Origin of the sequence: Symbiopectobacterium sp., from assembly GCF_051710365.1 — a bacterium.
Taxonomy (GTDB): domain Bacteria; phylum Pseudomonadota; class Gammaproteobacteria; order Enterobacterales; family Enterobacteriaceae; genus Symbiopectobacterium.
The window spans coordinates 1-10,603 of the sequence record NZ_JBPETA010000113.1 but is presented as its reverse complement, the minus strand read 5'-3'; the positions used below and the strand labels follow the sequence as shown (position 1 = coordinate 10,603).

The window sequence follows — 10,603 nt, the reverse complement described above, 5'->3', positions numbered from 1 at the left end:
CCATGGCGATGGTCAAAGCGCTTAACCGGATCACGCTATTAGGAATGCCGAACAGTATTCGCATCACGTAACAATCGACCCGATGGGGCACAGTCGTTACAAGTTCTGATTTATTCAACAAAGCCTTCAATCGATGCTGCTCCACTGTCTTCGCTATAAATCGCGATGGTGGCATTGGTGACATCCAACGTCGCAGCGAACGGGAACAGAGAGACCTGAAGCACCACCGGGAGCACCAGCAGGCTGCGGGTTTGCGGTTCGCGCAGCAGTGATTGTAGCTCTTTCACGATCAGCGTCCATAAGCGGTAAAACATTGCGATCCCTCCTAATCCAGTCTGCGCCGCGTTTTCAACGCGGTCAGCCCGATGAAAAACAGCGTGGCGAGGCTTAAAAAGCCCAGATTGACCAGCAAGATGCTGACCACGTTACCCGTGAGGAATAAGCTTTGCAGCGTACTGACGAAATAGCGTGCGGGAATGATGTAGGAGACGGCGCGCACCAGCGCCGGCATGCTGTCAATTTCAAAGATAAACCCAGAGAGCATGACCGCCGGCAAGAATGCTGCGTTCAGCGCCACCATCGCCGCATTGAACTGGTTGCGTGTCAGGGTGGAAATTAGCAGTCCCATGCCAAGGGTACAGGCGAGAAACAGGCTGCTGATGCTAAACAGTATCCAGGAGCGATCCGCGGTAGGGAACATGCAGCACGAAGACGGCCACCACCATGCACAGCACCATGGCTATCATGCCCAATCCATAGTAGGGGATCAACTTAGCCAGCAGCAGCTCTGCACGCGTAACCTGCGTTGACAGCAGCGCTTCCATGGTACCGCGCTCCCATTCTCGGGCAATCACTAATGAGGTCAGAATGGCGCCAATGACGGTCATGATAATGGTGATGGCACCGGGAATGATAAAGTGCTGGCTGACCGCTGCCGGGTTGAACCAATAGCGCAGTTGTACCTCAATGGGTTGCGTAAAAGTGCCCCCTGAGCCAACGCGCGCTGCTCCTGCCAGACCTTCCAAACCCCTTACACATAGCCGCAAACGAAATTGGCGGTATTAGGCTCACTGCCGTCAGTGATCACCTGTAGCGAGGCCAGCCCTCCGGGTTGTGACAATTGCTCGGCAAAATTGCCAGGGATGGTGATCAAACCGCGAATGCGCCCCGCTTGCATCAACTGGATCAATGTTTGGCGGTCGCGGCTGATGGTTGGTTCAATATAGGGGGAGGCGGCAAAGGTTTGGGCTAAATCGCGCGCCGCTTCACTCTGTTCTTCCAGCAGGATACCGACGTGTAAGCGACTGGAGTCGAGGTTGATGCCATAGCCAAAAATAAACAACAGCATTAATGGGATGACAAAGGCAATCAGACTGCTGCTGGGATCGCGCACAATCTGCTTGCTCTCTTTGCGACACAATGCCCGCAAGCGTCGCCAGGAAAAGGCGGTGCTGTCCGACACGGGGTTGCTGTTGGCGTTAGTCATGGGCGTTCTCCGTGTCGTAGGCCTGAATCAGGGCGATAAACGCCTGCTCCATGCTGGGATCGGGCATGTCTGGCGTAACCGCCTGCTGCTTTAAGGCATCGGGTGTGCCGCTGGCAATCAGTTTGCCTCGATAAACCAGGCCGATACGATCGCAATATTCCGCCTCATCCATAAAGTGAGTGGTCACCATGACAGTCACGCCCCGGCTGACCATGCCGTTGATGTGCATCCAGAACTCCCGGCGGGTGAGGGGATCGACGCCAGAGGTGGGTTCGTCAAGAAACAGAATATCCGGCTCGTGCATTAAGGCGCAGGCCAGGGCTAAGCGCTGTTTGAATCCAAGCGGCAGGGCGTCCGGTGTTTGTCGGCTTATCGGCGCAAAGTTGAATGCCTGCGTCATGGCCGCGACTTTCTCGCGTTGTTGGCGGCCACGTAGACCGTAGACGCCAGAGAAAAAGCGCAGGTTTTGTTCTACCGTCAGGTTACCGTACAGAGAAAATTTCTGTGCCATATAGCCCAGATGCTGACGCGCTTTGCCCGAGCTGATTTTAAGATCTAGGCCCAGCACGCGCGCATGGCCTGCACTGGGGGTGAGCAAACCGCACATCATCTTGAAGGTGGTTGATTTCCCTGCGCCATTGGGGCCGAGCAGGCCGAAAATCTCGCCACGTCGCACGGTAAAATCGACCCGATCGGTCGCGACAAATTCGCCAAATTTTTTGGTCAGATGACGGGCTTCGATCACCTTGTCATCGCCGTCATCGGGAATGAACGGCATAATGCGCGCCAGTGAGGAATCCCCTTTGGGGCCACCGCCTAACAGGTCGATAAAGGCATCCTCAAAGCGGGGGGCTGTCGTTTCGATGCTGTCCGGCGTCAGCGGGAGCGTATCACACAGGCTGGACGGGGTTGCGCCTGCCTTCAGCATCAGACGCAAATACTTGCCTTGAATGACGCCGTCACTGACGGCGGTGTGCTGCAATGTCTGTTGCAGCAGCGTGCGGTGTGCAACGCCATCGGCATGTGCCAGCACGCAGCGACCGGCCATGGTGGCGGTAAGATCTTGCGGTGCGCCGCGATACAGCAATTCGCCGTTATTCAGCAGCAGCACATCACGACACTGCTCTGCCTCATCGAGATAAGACGTGCTCCACAGGATCAGCATGCCGTCGTCAGCGAGTTCGTGCACCATGCGCTACAGCTCGCGTCGTGAGATGGGATCAACCCCAACCCCCGGCTCATCCAGCAACAGTACGTTAGGCTGGCCCAGCAGGGTACAGGCCAGCCCCAGCTTCTGCTTCATGCCGCCAGAAAGCTTTCCTGCCAGACACGTGGTAAAGCGCGCGAGGTCGGTAAACGTCAGCAGGCGTTCAAAGGTTTCCTGACGCTGTGCGCCGGTAATACCGCGCAGGTCGGCGTAAAGCTTCAGGTTTTCCATCACGCTCAGGTCTTCATACAGACCAAATTTCTGCGGCATATAACCAAGGATGGCGTGCAATTGCCGGTCATCCTGTACCGGATCGAGCCCCATCACGCGCAGAGTCCCGCTGCTCGGTGTTAACAGACCGGCCAGCATGCGAATCAGCGTGGTCTTACCCGCGCCGTCTGGCCCCACTAAGCCGATAACCGCACCCGCATCAAGCGTGGCGGTCAGCGGTTTCAGCGCGGGAGTGGTGCTGTCAGGGAAGGTTTTTTCTACCCCGTCCAGCGTAATGCGTGGCATGGGGCTGTTCATGGCGTTACGCTATCAGTGGCGAAACGCAACGTCACTGGCATGCCTTGGCGCAGCAGGTCGTCCGCATCGTTCACGATGATACGCAGCCGATAAACCAGATCGGTGCGCAGTGCGGGGGTTTCTACACTTTTGGGGGTGAATTCTGCGCTGGGGGACACAAATCCGACCGTGCCGTGGTAAGGACGGTCTGGGCGGCTGTCCGTATAAATCAGCACTTCTCGTACTGGTTTCGCTTGCCCAAGCTGTGGCTCATCAATGTAGGCACGAATCCATACCGGGCGGGTCAACGAGAGCGTAAATACAGTGCCGCCCACGCTGAGCATACTGCCTGCTTCTGCGGCGCGGGTGAGGATCACACCATCAGAAGGGGCGGTTAACGTGGTATCGCTCAGATCGAGAATGGCCTGTGCCTGTACTGCTTGCGCTTGTGCCAGTGCCGCCTCGGCGGCGGCAATCTCTTGCGGGCGGTTGCCGCTTTCGAATTGGCCCAATTTCTCTTTAGCGGCTTGCAGCGTAGCAAGTGCCTGTTGACGCGCCGAACGGGCATCGTCCAGCGTATTTTGTGACACGGCTCCCTTGCCCCACATGCCTTGCTGGCGTTGATAGAATTTGTCGGCGTACTCATAGGCGGCCTGCGCTTGGTCCACTTGAGAACGCACCTGAGCAACCTCTTCACGCCGGTAACCTTCCTGAAGCAGTGCCAGTTGAGCTACCGCGCTGGCAACATTGGCGTCAGCCTGGCGCAGCGCATTATGGTGCGGTGCGGTATCCAGCGCCGCGATCGCCTGTCCTGCCTTAACGCTGTCCCCCTCATCCATCTGCAAGGTTGCCAGACGTCCACTGACGCGAAATGCCAGATTCACCGTGCGAATATCCACGTTACCGTACAGCGTGATGGGCGTGTCATAGCGTGCATAGTGCGCCCAGCCCGCATAGAGTGCGGCTGCCAGCAGTAAAAGCACCAGAATGGTCACGCGCGATTTAACTTTATTCATGGAAGGCTTCCCTTTTTGACCGGCTAAAGGCATCAGCGCTGTTGTGCGGTTCTCAGGCCGTCAAGCACCAGCGCTATGTGTTGTGTCACCACGTCGTTAATCACCAGGCTCTGTTCCAAACCGATGTCGTCCCAGCCCGCTCGTAGTCGTATGGTTTCTCGGGCAAAGCGGAACGCCAGTGCTTCACCGATCAGTGCATGGGCGTGGATAACGGTTCTGCGATCGTTGCTGTCTAGCCCGGTGTAGCCGGCGACCAGTTGCGTCATCAACTGATGCATGGGCGCGATAATGCGCTCGTGCATCAGCGGATAGGCATCCGTTGGTGACAACTGCTCGCGCGACATAAAACGGCTGAAGTGCAACGTTTCCGGGCTTGGTCATCAGCCGGGTAAAGTTCAGCACCAGTTTTTGCAGATACGCCATGTAGCGCTCTGGCGTGCCAGCGGGCTGTTGCAGGTATTCGGTAATTTCTGTGCGCAAAGGGAGATAGGTGTGTGCCACTTCATCGGCAATAGCGCTTGCCACCGCGCGATATAACCCTTCTTTGGAGTGAAAATGATAGGTGATAGCGGCGATGTTCTGCCCGGCACGGCAGGCAATGTCGCGCGTGGTGGCGGCTTGCAGGCCAAACTCGCCAAACACCTCAAGGGCTGCCTGTAACAGTCGTTGCTTGGTGTGGTTGCCTCGTGTAGGCGACGTTGCCTAAAATAACATGGCATACAGCCTTTTTTAATCAATCGTATGATTAAATTTAGCCTATTCTCGTTTTTTATAAGTGATTCACGTCACGTCTCTGCGCATGAGCACGGATATACTCAAGCGCAGGGACATGAATAATTCAGAATAGTAGCTATCAGGATGGCATATCAGGAAGGTGAAATCTCTGTTACACTAGCGGCCTTATGCACCGTAGTTTGTACCCGTTCATTGTGGTTGTTGCTCACGTCGTTATTCCTTATTCCTTGGTTGATGGTGGCTCAGCAAACCCGCCTGATGTTCCCCCTGGAAACTGCACCGGCTTTGGCTCGGTCAGGGTGGATCTGGAGTTGTTTTCTCTATGTCTTTTTCATCTTTCGGCCTGAGCGCCGATATTCTCCGTGCTGTTGAAGAACAGGGCTATCGTGAACCTACGCCGGTACAACGCCAGGCGATTCGCGTGGTGCTGTCGGGGCAGGATTTGATGGCCAGCGCGCAAACGGGCACCGGTAAAACCGCCGGCTTTACCCTGCCGCTGTTGCAACTGCTGAGCGCCAAGCCCAGTGACGTTAAAGGCCGTCGCCCGGTACGTTCATTGATCCTGACACCGACGCGTGAACTGGCCGCTCAGATTGGTGAAAACGTGCACGCATACAGCAAGTACCTGCGCTTACGCTCGCTGGTGGTGTTCGGTGGTGTCAGCATTAACCCACAGATGATGAAACTGCGCGGTGGCGTCGACATTCTGGTGGCAACGCCGGGACGTCTGTTGGATTTGGAGCACCAGAATGCCGTTGACCTTTCCCGTATTGAAATACTGGTGCTGGATGAAGCGGATCGCATGCTGGACATGGGCTTTATCCACGACATTCGCCGTGTGCTGGCAAAACTGCCCGCTAAACGACAAAACCTGCTGTTTTCAGCCACCTTCTCTGATGAGATCAAGGCGCTGGCCAATACGCTGCTGACGCGCCCTGCGTCGGTCGAAGTGGTGCGTCGCAATACGCCATCGAAACTGGTGACCCAAAACGTGCACTTTGTCGATTAAGAAACGCAAGCGCGAGCTGCTCTCTTTGCTGATCGGCAAAGAGAACTGGCAGCAGGTGCTGGTGTTTACCCGCACCAAGCACGGTGCTAACCATCTGGCTGAGCAATTGGGCAAAGACGGCATTACCGCCGCGGCTATCCATGGCAACAAGAGCCAGGGAGCTCGTACCCGTGCGTTAGCGAATTTCAAGGAAGGGTCGATTCGGGTGCTGGTAGCAACGGATATCGCTGCGCGCGGTCTGGATATCGACCAACTGCCGCATGTGGTGAACTATGAGCTGCCCAACGTGCCGGAAGACTACGTGCACCGCATTGGTCGTACTGGTCGTGCGGAATCTACCGGTGAAGCGCTCTCGCTGGTGTGTGTCGATGAGCATAAGCTGCTGCGCGATATCGAGCGACTGCTGAAACGCGAAATTCCACGCATTGCCCTGCCGGGCTTTGAGCCTGATCCGAATATCAAGGCAGAGCCGATTCAAAATGGGCGCCAAAGCCAGCGCAGTGGCGAAGGTTCTCCTTCTGGAGAACAACGCCGTGGCGGCCAGGGGAAACCTGCCGCATCGCGCTCGCAGGGTAATGGTCAGCGTCGCCCGACGTGCGCCAGAAGCGAGTAATAAAGCTGTTCGCAGGGGAGCTGTCGCTCTCCTGCGTTATTGTGCTTCCTTTGTTTCATGCCTTTGCGTCAACGTCTTGCCGTTGTGGCCTTCTCTCTTCTCACAGACTTCCCATTCACGTGGATTATCAGTAAGCTGCTTAACTCACCTCCATCCGCAAGCCGACGCGCTTTGCCCGAATAAAGACTGAATAATGAGAACAGCCGCCCCCGGTATCACTGAAGATGGTCTGCCGACTCCGCAGCGTCACTATGCCATGTTGATCATTGCCATCAGCATTACGCTGGCGGTGATGGACGCAGTGGTCGCCAACGTGGCATTGCCGGTTATTGCTACGGATTTCACTATTAGCGCGGCCAGCGCGATCTGGATTGTTAACGGCTATCAGCTGGCGGTGGTGGTATGCCTGATTCCGTTTGCGCGTTTGGGCGAGATTTACGGCTATCGTACGGTGTACATGTACGGGTTAACCCTGTTTATCCTGTCGTCTCTGGCCTGCATGTTGGCGAACAGCATGCTGTTGTTAACGCTGGCGCGCGTGGTGCAGGGCATCGGTGCAGCAGGGCTGATGAGCGTGAACACCGCGTTAATCCGCTACATCGTGCCGCGCGCCAAGCTGGGCGGTGCAATTGGTATTAACGCGTTGGTGGTGGCTATGGCCGCCACCGTGGGGCCAACACTGGAAGGGGGGATTTTATCCGTAGCCTCCTGGCCGTGGTTGTTTGCCATCAATCTGCCCCTTGGCCTTGCGGCCATTCTGTTGGCAATGCGCAGTCTACCGGATAACGATCGTAGCCAGCAGCCGTTTGACGGTGTGAGCGCGCTATTGAGCGCGTTGATGATCGGTTTGGTCATTACCGCCATTGAGAGCATCGGTCATAAAAGCAATGCCGTGCTGATCGGTGGACAACTGGGGTTGGCACTGGTGGCGACTCTGCTGTTGGTACGCCGGGAAGAGTCTGCCACAGCACCGCTGTTCCCGTTTGATTTACTGCGCATCCCAGTGTTCAGTTTGTCGCTGGCGACCTCCATCGCCTCCTTTGCCACACAGATGCTGGCCTTTGTTTCTCTGCCGTTTCTGTTTCACCATGAATTGGCACTGACCCCGGCCGAAGTGGGGCTAATGATGACGCCCTGGCCGTTGGCAACCGGCGTTATGGCTATGGTGGCCGGCAGGCTTTCCGATCGGATGTCACCCGCCATACTGGGCGGTGTTGGCTTGCTGCTGCTTGCCGTCGGGATGTTGGCGTTGAGCCAGCTTTCCCCCGTCACCACCATGGCCGGTATTGCCTGGCGCATGGCCCTGTGCGGCGCGGGCTTTGGCTTATTTCAGTCGCCCAATAACCGCCTGTTGGTCACGTCGGCACCGCGCCAACGTAGCGGTGCCGCAGGCGGCATGCTGGGCACAGCGCGCCTGATAGGACAGTCCAGCGGCACTGCGCTGGTGGGCATGTTGCTGGCGCGATTTGATATGCAGGGCGGTTACTATGCGCTTTATATGGGGTGCGGCACGGCGGCGTTGGCATGTCTGCTGAGTTTTACGCGTCAGGCCTTCAATCCCTCGGTCGCGGACAAAGGCTAGCGATAGCGTAACGCTTGCTTTTCCTGCCCGCCTCAGTACCATGGCGGGCTGATTTAACTGGTGCGCCGTGCGGCGTCCTGATGAGCGTAATAGCGTTATGCGTATCCTCCTTGCGCCGATGGAAGGCGTTCTCGATGCTCTGGTGCGGGAACTGCTGACCGACATCAATGAGTACGATCTGCGTATCACCGAGTTTTTACGCGTGGTAGATACGCTGCTGCCTGTCAAATCCTTCTACCGCCTTTGCCCCGAACTGCATCATGCCAGCCGGACGCCTTATGGCACGCTGGTGCGCATTCAATTACTGGGACAGTATCCGCAATGGCTGGCGGAGAACGCGGCGCGCGCGGTGGCGCTCGGCTCCTACGGCGTTGACCTCAATTGTGGCTGCCCGTCAAAGCTGGTGAATGGCAGCGGCGGCGGAGCCACGTTGCTAAAAGATCCTGAATTGATCTATCAGGGAGCGAAAGCGATGCGTGAGGCGGTGCCGCGCCATCTCCCAGTGACAGTGAAAATTCGGTTAGGCTGGGATTCGGGCGATCGTCAATTTGAAATTGCAGATGCTGTTCAGCAAGCGGGCGCCACCGAGTTGGTGGTTCATGGGCGCACCAAAGAAGACGGATACAAAGCGGAGCGCATTAACTGGGCGGCCATTGGTGAAATCCGCAAGCGCTTATCGATCCCGGTGGTGGCGAACGGCGAAGTCTGGGACTGGCAAAGCGCTCAGGATTGTATCGCGGCTACCGGGTGTCAGGACATTATGATTGGGCGCGGCGCGCTTAACGTGCCCAATCTGAGTAAAGTGATTAAATACAATGCACCGCCGCTGCCCTGGCCCGAGGTGGTCGCGTTGTTGCAGCGCTACACCCAGCTCGAGAAGCAGGGGGATACTGGCATGTATCACGTGGCGCGCATCAAGCAGTGGCTCGGTTATTTACGGAAAGCCTATGTTGAGGCCGACGATCTGTTTCGCCAGATTCGAACCCTGACCACGTCAGATGCCATTGCGCGAACTATCGCTGCACTGGTCTGATGCGGAGTGTATTGATTGTTTTCATATCATCGCTGTTGGTTTTTTCTCCATATCTCAATCACTTTAGGATATTCAATTGCTTTCCTCTTGACGGAGCGGTATAATACGACCATTTTGGAAGTGTAGACGTCTATGCGTATAAGGGAACGCATGCAGCAGCACAGAACACCCACTCCGGAAATCCCAGCGCAATCAGGTACCTTTAAACGTGCAATGAAGGCGCGCCATTTGATCATGCTTTCATTGGGCGGCGTTATTGGCGCTGGGCTGTTTTTTAATACCGGTTATATTATTTCCACCACGGGTGCTGCGGGTACGCTGTTGGCCTATCTGATTGGTGCGGTGGTGGTGTATCTGGTGATGCTGTCGTTGGGGGAATTGTCGGTGGCGATGCCGGAAACCGGGGCATTTCACGTTTATGCATCACGCTACCTCAGCCCGGCAACTGGCTACACCGTTGCCTGGCTCTATTGGTTGATCTGGACAGTGGCATTAGGTTCGAGCCTGACAGCAGCGGGTTTTTGCATGCAATACTGGTTTCCAACCGTCCCCGTCTGGGTGTGGTGTCTGGTGTTTTGCGTCTTGATTTTTGTCCTGAATGTGATTTCGGCGCGTTTTTTTGCCGAGGGCGAGTTCTGTTTCTCAGTGATTAAAGTGATTACCATTCTGGATTTTATTATCCTCGGGGCAGGGGCGATGATCGGCATCATTCCGCTCAAAGATGGCACGCCTGCGCCGCTGTTAACCAACCTCACCGCACACGGGTGGTTCCCCTTCGGTGGCTTGCCTATTCTGATGACCATGGTAGCGGTTAATTTTGCCTTTTCCGGCACCGAGTTGATCGGCATTGCTGCTGGTGAGACGGAGAACCCGCATAAAGTGGTGCCGCTGGCGATTCGTACCACCGTAGTGCGCTTGATTGTGTTTTTTGTTGGTACCGTACTGGTGCTGGCGGCATTGATTCCGATGGAACAGGCGGGGATTGTCAAAAGCCCATTTGTGCAGGTATTTGAGCGCATCGGTATTCCCTATGCTGCGGATATTTTTAACTTTGTCATTCTGACGGCGATCTTATCAGCGGCTAATTCCGGTCTTTATGCCTCGGGGCGTATGTTGTGGTCGCTTTCAAATGAGAAGACGCTGCCTGCCTGTTTTGCCCGCCTTACACGGCGCGGCATTCCGCTGATAGCGATCTCGGTCAGTATGTTGGGAGGGTTGTTGGCCCTGGCCTCAAGTATCGTTGCCCCCGATACGGTATACGTGGCGCTTTCTGCCATCTCCGGGTTTGCCGTGGTTGCTGTGTGGCTCAGTATTTGTGCGTCTCATATTGCTTTTCGTCGTCACCATCTGCGTTCCGGGCGTTCATTGTCGGAGCTCAATTACCGCGCACCTTGGTTTCCTTTTACCCCCATCGC

At 56.1% G+C, this 10,603-nt stretch carries 5 protein-coding genes and 6 pseudogenes; 5 read left to right on the top strand and 6 right to left on the bottom strand.

The genetic code is table 11. The annotated features are described in order from the left end of the window. Positions 1-71: pseudogene (locus tag ACTBDZ_RS11295) on the top strand (surface-adhesin E family protein); the annotation flags it as partial. Positions 72-125: 54 nt separating this feature from the next. Here ACTBDZ_RS11295 and ACTBDZ_RS11290 read toward each other — a convergent pair. The 6 genes and pseudogenes from ACTBDZ_RS11290 to cecR all read right to left on the bottom strand — a co-directional run. Next, a pseudogene (locus ACTBDZ_RS11290) lies at positions 126-314 on the bottom strand (ABC transporter permease); the annotation flags it as partial. Positions 315-325: 11 nt separating this feature from the next. Further along, positions 326-1,025: pseudogene (locus ACTBDZ_RS11285) on the bottom strand (ABC transporter permease). Between the two features lie 5 nt (positions 1,026-1,030). Beyond that, positions 1,031-1,486 carry an ABC transporter permease gene (locus ACTBDZ_RS11280; RefSeq protein ID WP_438815377.1) on the bottom strand — a complete coding sequence of 152 codons (456 nt, stop codon included), beginning with the start codon at positions 1,484-1,486 and terminating at the stop codon, positions 1,031-1,033. After that, positions 1,479-3,221: pseudogene (locus ACTBDZ_RS11275) on the bottom strand (ATP-binding cassette domain-containing protein). Before ACTBDZ_RS11275 ends, ACTBDZ_RS11280 begins: the two are co-directional and overlap by 8 nt. After that, positions 3,218-4,216 (bottom strand): secretion protein HlyD, encoded by a 999-nt coding sequence (gene hlyD / locus ACTBDZ_RS11270; protein ID WP_438815376.1) that lies wholly within the window; start codon positions 4,214-4,216, stop codon positions 3,218-3,220. The pseudogene ACTBDZ_RS11275 and the gene hlyD overlap by 4 nt, the downstream one beginning before the upstream one ends. 32 nt (positions 4,217-4,248) lie before the next feature. Continuing rightward, a pseudogene (gene cecR / locus ACTBDZ_RS11265) lies at positions 4,249-4,879 on the bottom strand (transcriptional regulator CecR). Between the two features lie 394 nt (positions 4,880-5,273). Here cecR and rhlE point away from each other — a divergent pair. The 4 genes and pseudogenes from rhlE to mmuP all read left to right on the top strand — a co-directional run. Beyond that, positions 5,274-6,573 (top strand): annotated as a pseudogene (gene rhlE, locus ACTBDZ_RS11260) (ATP-dependent RNA helicase RhlE). Positions 6,574-6,766: 193 nt separating this feature from the next. Beyond that, entirely contained in the window at positions 6,767-8,155 is a 1,389-nt protein-coding gene (locus ACTBDZ_RS11255) for an MFS transporter (RefSeq protein ID WP_438815375.1), read from the top strand. A gap of 97 nt (positions 8,156-8,252) precedes the next feature. Further along, positions 8,253-9,188: a tRNA dihydrouridine(16) synthase DusC gene (dusC, locus tag ACTBDZ_RS11250; protein WP_438815374.1), complete on the top strand. Its 936-nt coding sequence runs from the start codon at positions 8,253-8,255 to the stop codon at positions 9,186-9,188. 150 nt (positions 9,189-9,338) lie between these two features. Continuing rightward, positions 9,339-10,603 (top strand): S-methylmethionine permease (gene mmuP / locus ACTBDZ_RS11245; RefSeq protein ID WP_438815373.1); only part of this gene is annotated, 1,265 nt, incomplete at its 3' end.